Source organism: Ruegeria hyattellae (genome assembly GCF_041537925.1).
Taxonomy (GTDB): domain Bacteria; phylum Pseudomonadota; class Alphaproteobacteria; order Rhodobacterales; family Rhodobacteraceae; genus Ruegeria_C.
The window spans coordinates 186,565-202,833 of the sequence record NZ_JBGOSH010000007.1 but is presented as its reverse complement, the minus strand read 5'-3'; the positions used below and the strand labels follow the sequence as shown (position 1 = coordinate 202,833).

Here is a 16,269-nt window from a genome sequence, read left to right as displayed (position 1 = left end):
TGGGGCCGGTCCAAAGAGGATCGGCCCTGACCTTGCAAGGGATGGAGGCAGCATCATGGACGACCTCAAGACAGACCGGGTTGGTATCATTGACCGGCTGTCAGCGATGGCGGCCTGGCCTTTGCGGGTGCTTTTCAAGGGACTCGACTATCCGCTTTCTGCGATACAGCGGTTGGTCGGCATTCAACGCATGCCTTGGATATTTCTTCTGCCAAATCTTGCGTTTTTTGGAATTTTTGTCGTCATCCCACTATTCATCAACTTCGCGTTTTCTCTCACCGGCGGCACCGAGCTTTATCTGAGCGACCGGGTTTACACCGGCACCGAACAATACGGCTTTCTTCTGGAATGCGAGACCTTCGGTGATCCGATCACATGCCGCGAAGACCGGTTCTGGAAAGGCCTTTACAACACTGCGATATTCATCGTTTTTCAGGTCACTTTCCTTGTTCTGTTCTCGCTGATCACGGCGCTGATCCTGAACCAAAAGATCAGGGCGCGCGGTTTTTTCAGGGCGGTCTTCTTCTTTCCGGTGCTGCTGTCACCAGTTGTCGTGGCGCTGATCTGGAAGTGGGTCTTGCTGCGCGATGGCATTTTGAACGCGTTTCTTGTGTCGATAGGGATGGATAAGATCCTGTTTTTCGTCAGTCCCGAATGGTCGATGTTTTGGGCTGTTTTTGTGTCGATCTGGGCGCACATGGGCTTTTACACGCTGATCTTGCTGGCGGGCCTGCAAGCGATCCAGCCCGACCTTTACGAGGCCGCCGAAATGGACGGCACGTCCAAGGAACGGGTTTTCTGGCGCATCACCCTGCCACTGTTGTGGCCCAACCTTCTGGTCGTGATCGTATTGGCCCTGATCAAAGGTGTGCAGATATTCGACGAGGTCTTCGTGCTGACGGGCGGCGGGCCAGGCACGGCCACGCAATTCATCGTGCAATACATCTACAATACCGGCTTCACTGAACAGGTGCAGAACTTTGGGCTGGCCTCGGCAGCCTCGGTCGTACTGGGTGTGATCTTGTTCATTTTGACGATGACCCAACTGGCAGCAACACGGGCACGCGACAATGGCTGACACCTCCACAATGCGCACCATCGGCACGTTGATCACCGCTCGGCGCGGACAAGACAAATTGCATTGGAGCGACGTTTTCACTTACATCTATCTGGTCTTTGGCGTGCTGCTTATGTTCGGCCCGGTCATCTGGTTGGTGATGTCTTCCTTCAAAACCCCGGCTGGACTGGTCGAATTTCCGCCGACATTCCTTCCCCTCGGTCAGATCGAGGTCGAGGTCGAAGGATATGACGAGCCTCTGCTATTGTTTGATGTCGCGATGGAAGACGGCACAACCAAGCAAATGGCTCAGGTGCGACGTATCGGCATTGTCAGTCAGATGGTCGATCCAGGAAACCCAGACGAAAAATTCAAGGTGCCAATCGACCAGCGCACCAAGGTCCGCGAATTCCGTCTAGCAGTTGAAAACTATGTAGATCCCCTAGAACGGTTCAACTTCGTGCGGTTCCTGCAGAACTCCGTGATCGTCACTGTTGTGGCCACTCTGGTGACACTACTGATCAATTCGATGGCCGCCTATGGCCTCAGCATCTACGAATTTCGTGGGCGTAACGCCATCATGCTGTTCGTCATCGGCACCCTGATGATACCGATCACCGTGATCCTTGTGCCGGTCTATCTGGTTGTCACCCAACTGGGGATGATCAATTCGCTTTGGGCTGTAATCCTGCCCGGCGCTGCAACGCCAACTGGCGTGTTCCTGTTGCGCCAATACATGCTGACCATCCCCAAAGATCTGATCGAAGCTGCGCGGATGGACAACGCCTCGGAATGGGCGATCTATTCGAAGGTCGTGTTGCCTCTTGCAATGCCCGCCATCGCCGTATTGGCAATCTTCTCGATCATGTGGCGCTGGAATGAATTTCTCTGGCCGCTGATCGTACTGAACCGCTCAGAAGTTTACACGTTGCAGGTCGGGCTGAACGCTTTCCAGGGCGAGCTGGACGTGCAGTGGCATTACATTCTGGCGATGACGGTGGTCACGCTGATCCCCGTGGTGGTCGTGTTCGCCTTCCTGCAAAAATTCATCACCACCGGCATCGCCAGTTCAGGAATGAAATGACAGACAATCTGATCTTTATGGACCCGTTTCCGCGGAACGAGGCGATGGTCTACACCCCCTACTGTGCTGCCGCACTGGCGGATATGGGTCGTGTGGTTGCCCATTGGGGATCACGCGCGCCCGACGATCTAGTTGAGGCGCATCTGGCCGTCATGACCATTCTGATTGGCCAAACCGCGATGCCGAAAGAACGGCTGGACCGAGCGCCGAACCTGCGGGCGATCTTGAACGTGAAAGCCAATTGGGAAGACAACATCGACTACTCCGAATGCCATGCGCGCGGAATCCAGGTACTGTCTGCCGCACCGGCCATGGCGCCCGCCGTAGCCGAGTTCTGTCTCGCACAGGCGATCACGCTGTTGCGCGAATTGCACTTGGCCGATCCCTTATTCCGCGCCGGACGTGAAGCCTATGGGGTCGCGGGCAACGGCAGTGCGAAATGCCTTTATGGCGCCGAAGTTGCGATGATCGGATATGGCAATCTGGGCCGCGCGCTGGCCCCGCTTCTGCGCCCCTTCGGCGTGCGACTGATGGTGCATGACCCTTGGCTGTCAGACGGCTTTCTGCGGTCCGAGGGGTTGGAGCCGGTCTCGCTCGAAACCGCACTCAGCGGCTCCGACGTGCTGTTCCTGCTGGCTGGCGTCACGTCGGACAACGAGGGATTTCTGGGCCGCCCCCTACTGGAAACCATCCGCGACGATGCAACCGTGGTGCTGGCTTCGCGGGCGGGGATTGTTGAATTCAATGACTTTTTGGCACTCGCTGGCGCTGGCGCTTTCCGCGCCGCCGTGGACGTTTACCCGGAAGAACCCGTGCCCGATGACAGCCAAATCAGAACCACCCCGAACGTGTTGTTTTCGGCCCATCTTGCCGGTGGCCTTCATGCTTCCTACGCCCGCATCCGCGAAATGATGCTGGATGACATCGGCCAGATCCTGAAGGGACTGCCGCCTCTGCGGATGCAAAAAGCGGACCCGAAACTTGCCGCCAAAATGCGCAGCCGATGACCAGGAAACCCGGCCCATGACTGAAATCAAGCTGAAAGAAATTCGCAAATCCTATGGCGATGTCGAGGTTATTCACGGCATTGACCTGACCGTCCGATCAGGAGAATTCTGCGTCTTCGTTGGCCCGTCCGGCTGCGGCAAGTCCACGCTGCTGCGCCTTATCGCCGGTCTGGACACCGTCACCTCCGGCACAATCGAAATCGACGGCGAGCCGGTCAACAACGTCAGCGCCTCTTCGCGCGGACTGGCGATGGTGTTCCAGTCCTACGCGCTCTATCCGCATATGAGTGTCTACAAGAATATGGCCTTCGGGCTTGAAAACTCGAAGATGCCAAAACCCGAGATCGAACGCCGGGTGCGCGAGGCGGCAGAGATGCTTCAGATCACGGACTACCTGCATCGCAAGCCGAAGGCTTTGTCGGGGGGGCAGCGCCAGCGCGTTGCCATCGGCCGCGCAATTGTGCGCGAGCCCAAGGCGTTCCTGCTGGACGAACCTCTGTCCAACCTTGACGCTGAGCTGCGGGTCACGATGCGCAAGGAACTAGCAGCGCTGCACGCAAATATCGGCGACACGATGATCTATGTGACCCATGACCAGACCGAGGCGATGACGCTTGCCGACAAGATCGTCGTTCTGCAAAGCGGTCGCATCGAACAGACCGGGGCGCCGCTGGATCTGTACAACAACCCGCAAAACGTATTTGTCGCCGGATTCATCGGCTCGCCCCGCATGAACCTTATCGAGACAACCGCCGTGGACGGCCCCGAAGGTTGGACCCTGACCGCGCCGAACCTTTCGGTGACCATTCCCAAGGTCGATGGCCTGACGGACGGAGCCCGTTGCACGCTTGGCATCCGGCCCGAACATGTGCGCGTTGGAAACGATGAAATCGGTCACACCACCAGTCAAGTCGCATTTGCCGAGCAGCTTGGCGGCGAAACCTATCTTTATTGCAACGTCGAGGGGTTGCCACAGATCACGGTTCATCAACCCGGGCAGCTGCCGGTCGTCAACGGCCAGACACTGGCCCTGAGTTTCGAACTTGAAGACATGCATCTGTTCGATGCCGATGGTCAGGTAATTGTCAATCGGGTGGCGGGATGAGCGACCGGATTGGACTGGCCGTCGTCGGGTTAGGTATGGCGGCCAAACCCCATGCGCTTGCCCTGAAAAACCTCCAGGATCAGATTGACGTCCGCGGCTGCTATGCGCGCTCCGCCGAGGCACGCGTGGAGTTTTGCAAAACCTATGGCTTCCCCGAGGCCACCGACGTTGAAGCGTTGGCCCATGACCCCACGGTCGATGCGCTGCTGCTGATCACGCCGCCGAATGCGCGGCTGGACTTGATCTCGCTCTTTGCAGGTCAGAACAAACACATCCTGACCGAAAAACCGCTGGAACGCACGACAGAGGCCGCCGCCGAGATCGTCGATCTTTGCGCCGCATCCAATGTCTCGCTGGGCGTCGTCTTTCAGCACCGGTTTCGAGCCGCCTCCGAAGCGCTGGCCAAACTGATGGACGAGGGTGCCCTTGGAACAAACCGTGTAGTGCGCGCCGAAGTGCCCTGGTGGCGGGGCCAGAGTTACTACGACGAACCGGGCCGTGGCAGCTACGCCCGTGACGGCGGCGGCGTGTTGATCAGTCAAGCCATTCACACACTGGATCTTATGCTGTCCATGACCGGCCCCGTGGCCGCTGTGCAAGCCCTCTGCGCAACAACCCCGTTTCACCGGATGGAGGCGGAGGATTTCGCGGCTGGCGTGGTCGAGTTCGAAAGCGGTGCGGTCGGGTCGATCTTTGCCAGCACTGCCAGTTTCCCCGGTGATGCGGAAAGCCTGAAGTTCGACTGCGACAACGGATCGGCATCGCTCAAATCCGGTGTCCTGACCGTCCACTGGCGCGATGGCCGGGTCGAGACTTTCGGCAGCGAAGCCACCACCGGTGGCGGCGCCGACCCGATGGCCTTTCCCTATGATTGGCACAAATCGCTGATTGCGGATTTCGCAACAGCGATCAGGGCGGGCCATCCGCCACGGGTCACCGGGTCAGAAGCGCTGCACGTGCACAGGCTGATCACCGCTATTGAGGCATCGTCACGCAGTGGTCAAAAAACCCAAGTCGTCAAAGGATAGAGATATGAAACCCCTCAAACTCGGCGTGATCGGCATTGATCACCGGCATATCTTTGGCCAGCTTGATAAGATGCAGGCGCTTGGCTGTACCTGCAAGGGTTGGTGGACGGAAGGCGAGCCGGAGCCGCTGGAGGGGTTCACGAAGCGGTTCCCAGACATCCCAAGGCTCGCCAACCGACGGGAATTGCTGGATGATCCCGAGATCGATATGATCCTGATCGCTGATGTGCCTGTCCGCCGAGCCGACCGCGCTATCGAGGCGATGCGCGCTGGCAAGGACGTGATGACCGACAAACCGGGCTGCACGACCCTTGATCAACTTGCTGCCATCAAGGCCTGCGTTGCACAGACGGGTCGCATCTGGTCGATAGACTTCTCGGAACGTTTCGAAGTGCCAGCGGTGACACGGGCGGCGGAATTGATTGCCGAGGGTCGCATCGGGCAGGTTGTGCAAACCGTGGGGTTGGGGCCGCACCGGCTGAACCGACCCACCCGGCCTGATTGGTTCTTCGACGAAGCCTCATATGGCGGGATTCTGGGTGATATCGCCTCGCATCAGGTGGATCAGTTCCTGTTCTTCACCGGGTCATCAGACGCCGAAATCGTCACCTCAAGCGTCGGGAATTTCGCCAATCCGAATGACCCCGGCCTGCAGGATTTTGGTGAGATCATGCTTCGCTCCGACACCGCACAGGGCTATATCCGCGTGGATTGGTACACGCCCGACGGTTTGCCGACATGGGGCGACGGACGGCTGACCATCCTTGGAACCGAAGGCTATATCGAGCTACGCAAATATGTCGACGTGGCTGGGCGCGATGGCACCGACCACGTCTTTCTCGTCAACGGCGACGCTTGCGAACACATCGACGCGTCGGATGCGCCCTTGCCCTATTTCGAACGGCTGATCAGCGACGTGAACAACCGCTCTGAAACCGCGATGGGCCAGGCACATTGCTTCAAAGTGACGGAGCTTGCCTTGACGGCGCAGGCAACGGCCACTCGGTTGGGCGCGCTGCGGTGACCCGAACCGTCGCGATATTGGGCGCAGGGATCGGGGAAAAGCACCTAGCCGCCTACTTGGATTTGCGCGACCGCTTCACCGTGACCCATATCTGCGACCTGAATACCGAACTGGCACAGAGGCTTGCGTCGCAGGCCGGTGCCGAAACCAGTGCGTCACTGGACGACGTGATCGCCGACCCGGCGGTCGATGTTGTCGACATCTGCCTGCCGCCGCCCTTACACGTGCCTGTCACTCTCAAAGCGCTCGCCCAGGACAAGCACGTCATCGTCGAAAAACCGATTGCCGGATCGCTGCGTGACGCAGATCGGCTGGCCGAGGCTGAGGCCGGATCGAAGGGGCGGATTTTCCCGGTGTTCCAATATCGCTTTGGCCGTGCGTTCGAGGCTTTAGCGCAGCTGCGGCGCGCGGGGCTTCTCTCGCGCCCCTTGACCGCATCGCTGGAAACCCACTGGAACCGCGGCGGCGAATACTACGCCAATCCGTGGCGCGGCACATGGGAGCACGAGTTTGGCGGCGTGGTGCTCAGCCACGCGATCCACGCCCACGACTTGCTGGTTCTGGCCTTCGGGCCAGTGGCAGAGGTTTCCGCAAGCCTTGCAACCCGGGTGAATCCCATCGAAACAGAGGATTGCGCGGCCATCGCCTTTCGCATGAAGAATGGCGCAACGGCGACCTCGTCGATCACTCTCGGTGCGGCAGATGACACCAGCCGGTTGCGACTGATCTATGACGACATGACAGTTGAAAGCACTCGGCTTCCCTACACGCCCGGCGAAGCGACCTGGACATTTCAGGCGCGGGATCCCAACCGGCAGGATGAGATTGACCGCATCGTGGCCGCGATCGATTGCCCGCATGAAGGGTTTGCCGGATCTTGCGCTGCGGTCGCCGATGCATTGGATGGCCGGACCGGAGCAGAAGTCTCTCTGAACGACGCAATCGCGTCGATCGAACTGGCGGCGGCGATCTATCACTCGGATCGCAGCGGTCAGCGTGTGACCGTGCCGATTGATCGCAGCCTGCCCATCTGCGACGGTTTCAAGCCGTGACACATCCCGATCTGCGTGACCGGCTGAGAGAGCTTTTCAAAATTGGCCACCACCCTTTGATACTCCTTCCGGAGCGGACCCGCCCGGTCCCCGACAGCAGCTTTCAGGAATTGACGTTCTCCTCAGGCATCGGCGAAGAAGTTCGGGCCTTCTTTGCGACCCCCAATGCGACGTCAGGGGCCCCCGCCATTCTTTACATTCACGCCCATGGCAACCGCTACGACATAGGCGCGCGCGAAGTTCTGGACGGCAGACCCGCTTTGCAAGGTCCGATGGGGCAAATGCTCGTTAACAAAGGATTTGCGGTATTCTGCATTGATCTGCCCGGATTCGGCGGACGAACGGACAGAACGGAAAGCGATTTGACCAAGGCCGCGCTTTGGCAGGGTAAGTCACTGGCGGGCCAGATGGTCGGGGAGCTTCACGCTGCATTTGACTGGCTGATCGCACAAGACGGCATCGACCAGACCCGTGTGGGCGCGTTCGGGATCTCGATGGGAGCGACCCTTGGCTACTGGCTGGCCGCTGCCGAACCACGGGTCGCTGCTTTAGCGCAGCTTTGCTGCTTTGCCGATTTCGCAGAGCTTATTCGCAGCGGTGCCCATGACCTGCATGGATTATACCTGACGATCCCGGGGCTGTTGAACGTCGCCTCCAACGGTGAAATCGCCGGTCAAATCGCACCCCGTCCGCAGTTTGTGGGCATCGGTGATCAGGACCCGCTAACACCGGCCGAAGCGGTCGATCCGGCACTTGCCGAACTGCGAGCCGCCTATGCGAGTTGTCCGGATCAACTGACGATTTTCCGGAGCAAATCAACCGGGCACCAGGAAACCCCCGAAATGCGTCGGGCGGTTTTTGAGTTCCTCAAAGCACTCTAATCAAGGTCACGGAAATGCCGCTGATACGCCTGCGCCAGCGCGGCAAACCCCAGCTTCCGCGTGATCTTGTCCGCGGCAATCACACCCTTCAGGTTCCATCCTCGTTGATGCCGGGTCTGCCGCCTGTCCGTGCGGAAATCGTAAAGCAGCCAGATGAACGTACCGACGACATACTCGGTCTGCGCTGCGATCTCGACTTGCCGGGTCAGAACCTTTGCCTGATACTCTTCGGTGAACAACTGGCTGTCTGGCCCGTGCATTCCCGCCACCGCGTCGGCACCAGTTTCCGAGATCACAACGGGGCGGTCCGGATCGGAGTTCTCAAATAACCGCTCCAGCCCCTCGAAACCTGGCTCGTACCAACCGAAGTACTGGTTCAGACCGATCACGTCCAAATGGTCGGCCAGCCGGTCTTCGATGAGGAACGTCTCGCGGTTGATCAGGCAGGCCGCCGTGACCAGGCGCGACGGGTCTTCGGCGCGCGCTGTCTCAACCAACCCGCGCATGAACTTCAGCCGCGCGTCGGTGTCGGCGTTCTCGTTGCCAACGCCCCAAAGGATCACGCTGGCACGATTTGCGTCGCGGCGAATGAGTTCGACAAGCTGATTGCGGGCGTTCTCAAAGGTCGGCGGATTGTCGAAAGCGATCGCCCAATAGACCGGAATTTCCTCCCACAAGAGAATGCCCATTTCATCTGCAATGCGTGCGACAAGCTCGTGGTGAGGATAATGCGCGGCCCGGGCGATATTGGCGCTCAGGTCTTTTAGATGTGCAAAGCGGCGGCGGATATCGGCTTCGTTACTGTACTTGCCAACATCGCGGTCTTCCTCGTGTACGCCGATGCCACGCAAGCGCAGAGGGCGCCCGTTCAGATACAATTCCTGGCCCCGCCGCTCAATGCTGCGAAACCCCACCCGGTCGGCGACCAGGTCCGCGCCGAAACTGACGGTGACATCATAAAGCCGAGGGGTGTCCGGCGACCAAAGCTCGGGTGCGCAATCCAGAGTCGCCGCGCCCGCGCCCGCGCGAACATCGATCCGCCCCTGAATCAGGCCGGCGATATCCACAGCCGCCGTCCCGTCTTCGCCCGAAGATAGTGCCACATCCACCGCCACACCGTTCTCCACCAATCGCACAAACAGATGTGAGATGTGTACGGTAGGCACCGTGACCAGTTCGACATCTCGGTAAAGGCCGCCATGGTTGAACCAGTCTGTATGGTGCATCGGCACTGCGTCGGCACGGCGGGTGCTGTCGACCTCGATCATCACAAGGTTCTTGCCCTGTTGAAGGTGCTGCGTGACATCGACAAAAAAAGGTGTCGAGCCACCCAAATGAAGCCCGCAAAACACTCCGTTCAAAAACACCCGCGCACGCTCGTTCGCGGCGCCGATCCTCAGAACGACGCGATGGTCGCCTGTCGGCGTCTCGGCTTCGAACTCGCGCGAATACCAGGCCGCACCTTCGTATCGCAGCCACTCCTCGCGCTCTGTGCTCCAACACCCCGGCACAGACGTCGTTTGCCATCCCCCTTCGTCATAGTCGCGCGGAACAATCCAGTCATCGATCGGCTGATCATCATGTTCGAACCAACGCTGACGCAAGCCTTCGCGCATCGGGTCGATGGCAAAGCGCCAATCCCCATTCAACGAAACGACGTTGCGCCCGCCCATGAAGACCGATCCTTCCGCAGTCAGACGCGGCGTCATGAATGGAGCCTCGAAATCCTCATCATGAAGATGCCAATAGGGGTCTTCACCAGCTTCCGCGTTCGTGCCTTCGCTCATCAAATTTTCGCCTTCGACAACCGTTCCGGATCTTGCCACGAGCCTACTGCACGTGACGACCGAAACAGAATGAAATCCGATGCACGGCGGGGTTTGCATCTGTCTCGCGCCCTCGGAACTTCAGAACGACTTACCTGGAAGCCACATGTGACAAGTTAGCTGGCTGGGCCTCTGTACCATCATGCGCGGGAATGGCCGCAAAAGCGAATTGTGCGAAGGAATTCGACCCTTATCACGTACCCCGGTATTATCCGTCGACCAACGGTACACTGAAGAATTTTTCTTGCGCTCGTCGCACAACAAGGGGGTGTACTGTCGTGCCACGAAAGCAAGGTTTTGCCGGTCCTTTCTCGTTGGACAGCCTTGGGGCGAAACAGTCATTTAGAAATGGTGCCCAATGCTGGCGTTCAACGACCGCTCCGACGATTTGGATGCACGGCAGCGACAAAACATGCCGCAATCGCGAGAATTTTCTGCGTCAGCAATAGCAGCGCCAGCAAAAGGCCGGATTGTCCCGCATCTGTTGAGTTCACGCACGTCGCAGCGAAGGGCCACGCTTCTGGGACCGGATGGTCGTGGTTTGCGCGGCGAAGGGTCCAGAAGAGCCCTCATTGACGAATGCTGCGCTTCGCTTGAACTGCCGCTGCATGCACTTCGTGAACATTGCCAACCGCAATGCAGGTCCTATTGGAGCACCAGTGAAGTAAATGCCTAAGTGAGATTTCCTAGACCAACCCATAGCCGCTATTATTCGCGCCTTTACTGGCCTAGTATTTACCCAAGACTTCCCGACTGCCGCCATCGTTGCTGTAACGTCACGGGGGATTCTCATGGCAACCTCATGGTTCAACATCGTCCCGCACACTATGCGCAAGGGCGAAACACTCGCGTCGGTTCTGAAGGCCCGCGGCTTTCCAACGTCCGCAGTCTCGAAAATCTTCAAGGCCCCCTACAATTCCAAGCTGCGCAAGGAGCGCGGCGACCCCAAATCAATCGAGCCGGGCGACGTGGTCCACATCCCCAGTCACTCTAAGGCCACCATCAAGACCATGTGGGAAAACTTCAATGACATCTTTTGGGGGGCTGACGAAGCGCTCGGCGTCACCGATCTCAGGAAGAAGATCGCCGAGATCGAGGCGAACATCACCGATCTGGAAACCTCAATCAGCGACATGAAGGCGATCTATTATCACGGCACTGACAAGCTGCGAAAATCCGCGGAAACCTGCCGCAAACGGCTGGCCCAGGAAAAGATGCAGATCGGGGCCATGGCACTGTGTGTGACCGAGGTCGTCAAATGGGCGAAGGTTCAGGAGGACGCGAACAAGGCGTTTTCCGGCCGCCTCGCGGCGGAAGAAAAAAAGTGGCTGTGTCGCAAACTTTGGCGTGGTTCAAAGCTATCGCTTTGACTGGCAGTTTTTATCCAGCGAGCCCTGCGAATTGACGGAATCCGCTTGTCGAAGATCCCAGCTGGCCCTTGCGGATCATGTTGGCCGTCTCGATTCCTGCTAGTGTCGCGGCCGCAGAGGCGAAGCTCTTGAAGCCGAGCATCGGTCTCGTGAGCCTCTTTATGAAGCGGTGATCCTGCTCGATAATGTTGTTTAGGTACTTTGATCTGACAGTGCCGATCTTAACCGGTATCTGCAATCGCTTGAAGATTTTGTTCACTTCCTTGATCCCGGCCGCGTTGCTCCTGCTTTTGTCAATGGTGATCCGCTTCGGGAGGCCATTGTTGGACAGAGCATTGGCGAAGAATCTCTTTGCAGCCTTGGTGTCTCGCTTCTCAGAAAGCATGAAATCAAGGGTTTGCCCGTTGCGATCTACGGCTCGATACAGATACACCCATTCACCGCGGACTTTGATATAGGTCTCATCCATGCGCCAGGATTCAGCGGTATTGGCCTTCCGTTTCTGAGCTGCGCGAGCGGCCAAAGGCGAGTACTTCACGACCCAGCGGTTCAGCGTCGCATGATCAACCGATACCCCACGTTCTGCCATGATCTCTTCCAGGTCGCGGTAGGAGACGCCGTAGCGCACATAGAAGTAGACCGCGTATAGGATCACCGACTTTGGGTAATGCGCACCTTTGAAGTCGATCATCGGACAATCCTAAACTCTGTCAAAGACCAACCAGCCATTGGATCAAACCGCGCGAAGGTGCAACAGGCCGACCAAAGTTTGCGACACAGCCCTGATAGCGCGTTCTATATGAGCGACGCCGCATATTACCCAGCGGACGGGGACAAGGCTGTGGTATTTGTGCCAAGTTTTATCTTCAACAAAGAAAGCTGGAAAAAACTTGCAACCAGATTGCAGGACGAAGGCATCGCCTCAGTTGCGATCAGCGCCAAGTCCGAAAACCCGATACGTCGCGCGATTCAAGAACTCACGCGGCTGTCCGTCATCAAATGAATTGGTCCGATTGAGCTGACAGCATTCAGGTTAGTCTGGCTCATGGATTGTGACCCAAGAGGCCGGATGAACAGCCATTACTAACTATGAGACGCGCCCTCCAGAAAAATATCGACTGTGCTCGTGACATGGCTTGATATTTCTTCCTTTGTTACAGTCGCCCCCCCGGTCATTAGCAACTTAAGAATGTAGTCCCCTGCAACCATGCCCATGAACATCCGTGCAGCGTCTTCCGAAGAGTCGAGACTTAGATCGCCTTGCTCAATTTTTTTATCGAAAAACCTCGCTATACGTTCGCGAAGTACCGCAGGTCCGTTAGCGTAGGCGCCGATCCCTATTTGTGGGTTTTCACTTGCCAGAAAGATAATTTGCCGAAGCATTCCGATGACGTCGTGCTTCGTGAAAGTCCCAAGATATGTTTCACCCATTGCGATCAGCCAAACGCGTGCATCCTCCTCGTCTGAAGGTAGCTCTCCAAAGCTTTGCATGACTTCTTCGGCGATTGACATAAGGACTGCTTGAACGAGGCCATCCTTATCACCGAAGAGAGCGTAGATGTTGCGACGCGACCCGCCTGTCTTGGCGATCACATCTTCCAGAGTGGTCGCCTGAAACCCTTGAGTGGCAAAAAGCGCGCGCGCCGCCTTTAGTATCGCGTCGCGACGGTTTGCATTTTGACTCATCAGCTTCTCCGTATTGATCCGCGCAAAGTAGGTCTTGACATGGTACTGTAGCGTACCATAGATGAAAAGGATGTGGTACCGCTCAGTACCGTGAAGGCACAGGCAATCAGCGACAGCTCCCGTAAGGAGCAACTAATCACCCACACACCTGCGAGGATTTACCATGCGGTTTTTAGTAAGAGCAACAATCAAACCCGGCACGGCCAAGGCAGATGTCGTGTCCCGACTTCCCGCGGCAAACGCGGTTGATCAGAAGCGGCTTGACGACGGCGTTCAGGAACACCGTGCCTTGGTTGCCGCGGATCGTTCAGCCGGGTGGATCGTTCTGAACGTCGAGAACGAACAAGAACTGGAGAAGCTCTACCAGGAAATGCCTTTGAACGATTTCCAGGACTATGAGGCCATCCACATCCTAGACGAAAAAGACAATTAAATTCCGAGCCACTTTAACAATCAGAATTGCCCCTCCTGAGTAAGAGAGGGTTACAAGCCATGTGCAACAATTCCGCGACCCGCAGTTGAGTTAAGGTGCTCAATTCAGGGCCAATAGCACTCCAGTCGACGGAGGAAATCAAAATGCAGCAGAACCAACAAGAAGCGATCGTTCAGCGGGCCAAAGGCTTGCCGGAGTTGACCAGAATTGAGATAGGGACGCCTCAAAAGGAACGGGGGTTCTTTCGTTTTGAAGTGAATCTGGGCGCAGAAGCATCATTGGATGGCGGGCACATCAAACGCGGGGTGGCTCAACCCAACGCTCCGGGATATGGAGCATTTCAACTCATTTGTGACGAAGGAAAAATGATTGGCGGAGAAGACACGGCCCCCGCTCCGCTCAGCTATTTGGCCGCTGGCATCGCATTTTGCTTTCTCAGTCACATCTCTATCTACATTCACGCGAAGCAGCTCAATGTTCGCTCAGCGCGAGTGGAGCAGAAAATGCGTTTCAAAGCAGCGGCTCTTGTGATGGCTGAAACATCTGACACTCGACCAAAAGGAGAGTGTGACGGGATCGAGATTTTTGTCTTCATTGATTCCGATGAAACGCGTGAAACAATCATGGAGATGATCAAGTCTTGCGAAGCGGCCTGCATGGGGCTGCAAACCGCAGTCAATTCTGTGACTGCCCGAATTAACCTGGTGCAGGCAGCGTAGCACCCGCAAAATTGCTCGGAGTCTGTGCAAATCCAAGTGAAAGCAAGCTGAGGTTGGTCAAATCGGGCCTTGCCGCAATGGACGGCATAGATCACGAACAGGTCGCTCGCAGCCAAATTATTGATGGGAATAGAACATCGACGAGACTTGACCTCAACTGCTCATTTCGAACAGGAAATTAGTCCATGCAACACGGTCCCCGAAGCATAGAAAACGGCGAGCTGCAAAAGGCAGCCCGCCGTAATACTGTTTCTATAGTTTCATAAAAGGGAAGACTACTTTGCAGCAACAGCTTTCTTGGCAACTTTGGTTGCTTCGGCAGCAGCATTATGAACAGCGGCAGCAGCTTCGTTTGAAGCTTCTTTGCCAGCAGAAACCAACAGTTCAACAGCTTCTGACTGCGCTTTGAGAGTGATCTCAGCGTAATTCGAGAAGTTCTTGACAGCCTGGTTAGTCGCAAAATTGGCGAATTCGGTCAGAGCCTTTGCGTAGTCGGCTGGATCTGCCTTTGCTTTGCCGACGGTCGCAAGGGCGGAGATTGCGTCTTTAGTCGAGTGCGAAACAATGTCGTTCCACTGTCCGGCAACACTGAGGGCAACGTTGGACAGCTTTTCGTTTACAACTGCCGTTGCACGGAAGTTTTTCTCCATTGCTTTGACGTCAAAAGGAAGAGCTGCGAGGGCGTCATTCACAACGACGGTGAAGTCTTGAGCTTTAGCCATGGTATCGGTCCTTAATTCCTGCAGGGCGTCCCGCTTTCTATGTGATGACATGTAGATATCTGCTGCACTGCGGCATGTCCACATAACCAATCAATAGGTGAGGGTAAAACTATCGCGCTTCGGAGCCGATAGGCATCAACAACAAACGCTTCTTGCGGTAAGTAGATGCGGGCATCCCAACATATCGCCGGAAGGCATTTCGGAAACTCGACGGTTCTGTGTATCCGACCTCTTCGGCAATATCGTCGATTGGCAGATCAGTTGTTTCGAGCATCTGCTTGGCTTCCTCAATTCTAAGCGTCTGGATGTAGTCAACTGGTGTTTGACCCGTAGCCTTTCGGAAACGTCGCAATAGGCTGCGTTCGGTCAAGCCGCTTCGTGCGGCCATCGCGGCAACTGGTGTTGCAAGCGCGTAGTTATCAGCGGCCCAAACCTGAGCATCCGCAACCAATGCATCTTCGGTTTGAGCGCCTGCGGTGAGGGAGGCGTAGTGAAGCTGTCCCTCACTATGAGGCTGCAGCAAGTAAATCTTGGCAATGCGGCGGGCTTCATCCGGGCCTGCAATCCGCCCAATCAGATAAAGCACCAGATCGCCCCAGGCCGAAGCGCCACCGGCAGTCACAATCCGATGCCCTTCGCCCGCAGGGATAAGGATACGTTCGCGCCGCATTTTGATTTCGGGGTATTGCCGAGCGAGTATGTCGCAAAAGCTCCAATGGCTGGTGGCATCGAGCCCATTCAGCATTCCGGCCTCGGCAAGCAAGTAGGCTCCGGAACAAACCGACGTGATCAACGCGCCATCGTCCTTTGCTTTCCTGAGCCATGGGATGAACTGCGCAAACTCTTCCGGCGTTCCCGTACCCGGCGCAAAATGAAAGTCAGGAATGATGACAAGATCGGGTGTTCCAAAGCTTGCCAACGATCCATCCGGTGTAATGCGCCGTCCGTTGATATCGTCATAAGGCGCACCATCAATCGACAGTAGGGCGCCGTCAAAAACAGGTGGTCTGGGCGTATTACCATGTAGCATTTCCCAGTCCCGTCCCACAGACGCCAAAGCATCAAGAATACAATAGGCTGTCGAAGTTCCGACGCAGGGCATGGTCAGAACCGCTGTGCGGCAGGTGGTTTTCTTATCCAGCATGGGTATGTCCGATATTCACCGATTTGGTCATATATCGGCATATCACGACACGATCTCGTCAGGCAATACGGTTGCATTGAATGTGACAGTTCGAGCAAGTGGAACGCCATCCAGCGTTTTCTCAGATCTGT

17 protein-coding genes are annotated in these 16,269 nt (G+C 56.8%); 12 read left to right on the top strand and 5 right to left on the bottom strand.

The features are described from left to right. The first annotated feature begins 55 nt into the window (after nucleotides 1–55). From AB1E33_RS17735 to AB1E33_RS17700, 8 genes are read left to right on the top strand one after another with little or no spacing between them, the layout of a single operon-like run. A complete protein-coding gene (locus tag AB1E33_RS17735) occupies nucleotides 56–1,078 on the top strand; it encodes a carbohydrate ABC transporter permease (protein ID WP_372578600.1) in 1,023 nt (340 codons plus the stop codon). Next, nucleotides 1,071–2,141, top strand: coding sequence for a carbohydrate ABC transporter permease (locus AB1E33_RS17730; protein ID WP_372578599.1), 1,071 nt, complete (start codon nucleotides 1,071–1,073; stop codon nucleotides 2,139–2,141). The genes AB1E33_RS17735 and AB1E33_RS17730 overlap by 8 nt, the downstream gene beginning before the upstream one ends. Further along, entirely contained in the window at nucleotides 2,138–3,148 is a 1,011-nt protein-coding gene (locus tag AB1E33_RS17725; protein ID WP_372578598.1) for an NAD(P)-dependent oxidoreductase, read from the top strand. Before AB1E33_RS17730 ends, AB1E33_RS17725 begins: the two co-directional genes overlap by 4 nt. Nucleotides 3,149–3,164: 16 nt before the next feature. Next, the gene (locus AB1E33_RS17720; protein WP_372578597.1) at nucleotides 3,165–4,253 is read left to right on the top strand and encodes an ABC transporter ATP-binding protein; all 1,089 of its coding nucleotides are present in this window, start codon (nucleotides 3,165–3,167) and stop codon (nucleotides 4,251–4,253) included. Beyond that, nucleotides 4,250–5,281 carry a Gfo/Idh/MocA family protein gene (locus AB1E33_RS17715; protein ID WP_372578596.1) on the top strand — a complete coding sequence of 344 codons (1,032 nt, stop codon included), beginning with the start codon at nucleotides 4,250–4,252 and terminating at the stop codon, nucleotides 5,279–5,281. Before AB1E33_RS17720 ends, AB1E33_RS17715 begins: the two co-directional genes overlap by 4 nt. A 4-nt stretch (nucleotides 5,282–5,285) precedes the next feature. Continuing rightward, entirely contained in the window at nucleotides 5,286–6,305 is a 1,020-nt protein-coding gene (locus AB1E33_RS17710) for a Gfo/Idh/MocA family protein (RefSeq protein ID WP_372578595.1), read from the top strand. Next, nucleotides 6,302–7,357 (top strand): Gfo/Idh/MocA family protein, encoded by a 1,056-nt coding sequence (locus tag AB1E33_RS17705; RefSeq protein WP_372578594.1) that lies wholly within the window; start codon nucleotides 6,302–6,304, stop codon nucleotides 7,355–7,357. The genes AB1E33_RS17710 and AB1E33_RS17705 overlap by 4 nt, the downstream gene beginning before the upstream one ends. After that, nucleotides 7,354–8,238, top strand: a complete 885-nt coding sequence (locus AB1E33_RS17700; protein ID WP_372578593.1) for an alpha/beta hydrolase family protein — start codon at nucleotides 7,354–7,356, stop codon at nucleotides 8,236–8,238. Before AB1E33_RS17705 ends, AB1E33_RS17700 begins: the two co-directional genes overlap by 4 nt. Here AB1E33_RS17700 and AB1E33_RS17695 read toward each other — a convergent pair. Next, the gene (locus AB1E33_RS17695; protein WP_372578592.1) at nucleotides 8,235–10,025 is read right to left on the bottom strand and encodes a glycoside hydrolase family 2 protein; all 1,791 of its coding nucleotides are present in this window, start codon (nucleotides 10,023–10,025) and stop codon (nucleotides 8,235–8,237) included. The genes AB1E33_RS17700 and AB1E33_RS17695 overlap by 4 nt on opposite strands. Nucleotides 10,026–10,855: 830 nt before the next feature. Between AB1E33_RS17695 and AB1E33_RS17690 the strand changes: the two genes are divergently transcribed. Beyond that, nucleotides 10,856–11,434: a hypothetical protein gene (locus AB1E33_RS17690; RefSeq protein ID WP_372578591.1), complete on the top strand. Its 579-nt coding sequence runs from the start codon at nucleotides 10,856–10,858 to the stop codon at nucleotides 11,432–11,434. A gap of 10 nt (nucleotides 11,435–11,444) precedes the next feature. On the opposite strand, the gene AB1E33_RS17685 is transcribed toward AB1E33_RS17690, so the two are convergent. Next, on the bottom strand, nucleotides 11,445–12,125 hold the full coding sequence (locus AB1E33_RS17685) for an IS6 family transposase (RefSeq protein ID WP_372578590.1): 681 nt from the start codon (nucleotides 12,123–12,125) through the stop codon (nucleotides 11,445–11,447). 108 nt (nucleotides 12,126–12,233) lie between these two features. On the opposite strand from AB1E33_RS17685, the gene AB1E33_RS17680 reads away from it, so the two are divergent. Next, nucleotides 12,234–12,437, top strand: a complete 204-nt coding sequence (locus AB1E33_RS17680; protein WP_372578589.1) for a hypothetical protein — start codon at nucleotides 12,234–12,236, stop codon at nucleotides 12,435–12,437. A gap of 80 nt (nucleotides 12,438–12,517) precedes the next feature. Here the strand turns inward: AB1E33_RS17680 and AB1E33_RS17675 are convergent, their stop codons facing one another. Further along, nucleotides 12,518–13,120 carry a TetR/AcrR family transcriptional regulator gene (locus AB1E33_RS17675; RefSeq protein WP_372578588.1) on the bottom strand — a complete coding sequence of 201 codons (603 nt, stop codon included), beginning with the start codon at nucleotides 13,118–13,120 and terminating at the stop codon, nucleotides 12,518–12,520. A gap of 163 nt (nucleotides 13,121–13,283) precedes the next feature. On the opposite strand from AB1E33_RS17675, the gene AB1E33_RS17670 reads away from it, so the two are divergent. Next, on the top strand, nucleotides 13,284–13,553 hold the full coding sequence (locus tag AB1E33_RS17670) for a muconolactone Delta-isomerase family protein (protein WP_372578587.1): 270 nt from the start codon (nucleotides 13,284–13,286) through the stop codon (nucleotides 13,551–13,553). 143 nt (nucleotides 13,554–13,696) lie between these two features. After that, the gene (locus AB1E33_RS17665; protein ID WP_372578586.1) at nucleotides 13,697–14,272 is read left to right on the top strand and encodes an OsmC-related (seleno)protein; all 576 of its coding nucleotides are present in this window, start codon (nucleotides 13,697–13,699) and stop codon (nucleotides 14,270–14,272) included. 275 nt (nucleotides 14,273–14,547) lie between these two features. Here the strand turns inward: AB1E33_RS17665 and AB1E33_RS17660 are convergent, their stop codons facing one another. Then, entirely contained in the window at nucleotides 14,548–14,994 is a 447-nt protein-coding gene (locus AB1E33_RS17660; RefSeq protein ID WP_372578585.1) for a phasin family protein, read from the bottom strand. Nucleotides 14,995–15,103: 109 nt separating this feature from the next. Then, complete coding sequence (locus AB1E33_RS17655; protein WP_372578584.1) at nucleotides 15,104–16,138, bottom strand: GlxA family transcriptional regulator; 1,035 nt, start codon at nucleotides 16,136–16,138, stop codon at nucleotides 15,104–15,106. Nucleotides 16,139–16,269 lie beyond the last annotated feature (131 nt).